The sequence below is a fragment of the bacterium genome, from assembly GCA_020440705.1.
Taxonomy (GTDB): Bacteria; Krumholzibacteriota; Krumholzibacteriia; order LZORAL124-64-63; family LZORAL124-64-63; genus JAGRNP01.
Map to the genome: position 1 here is coordinate 1 of JAGRNP010000291.1, position 628 is coordinate 628.

The following is a 628-nucleotide window of genomic DNA, read 5'->3' on the forward strand; positions in this document are numbered from 1 at the left end:
GTTCGCGGTGCAGGGCGACTCCGAGATCGAGGATCGCCTGGAGCGCCTTGTGGAGGGCACCGGGGTGGGGATCCTCCACAACGACGTGGTGTCGCTCGAGGTCGGCGATCGGCGGGTGTGGCTCGGCGGCAACCGGCTGCGCTGGGCGCCGCCCGCCGGTGTGGCCGTTCGGGACCTGCTGCGGCGGGCGCCCCCCGGCGTGGTGCGGGTGCTGGTGGCGCATCGGCCCGAGGTGGTGCTCGGCCTGCCCGAGGAGTCCGGGGTCGACCTGGTGATCGCCGGCCACACCCACGGCGGCCAGGTGGCGCTGCCGCTGCTCGGCCCGATCGTGAAGTTCTCGCCGGTGTCGCGGACGGTTGCGGGCGGCGGCCTCCACGAGGTCCGGGGCAACCCCATCTACGTGTCCACCGGTGCCGGCATGGTCCGCCAGCAGGCCCCGCAGGTGCGGTTCCTCACCCGCCCCTCGGTGGGCCTGGTCACCCTGCGCTGATCACCAGGCGACGTCGAACACGCCGCGATCGGGGATCGCCTCGGGTGCGAGCGCGGCGTTCAGCACCACGGTGTCGTCGGCGAGCAGCTGGATCACAAAGCCGTCGAGCGAGCGGCTCTGGGCCAGCACGGCGTCGGC

1 protein-coding gene is annotated in these 628 nt (G+C 73.9%); it reads left to right on the plus strand.

What is annotated here, in order from left to right:
• On the plus strand, positions 1–490 hold a 490-nt coding region (locus KDM41_18435; GenBank protein ID MCB1185403.1), incomplete at its 5' end, for a phosphohydrolase.
• Positions 491–628: the final 138 nt, after the last annotated feature.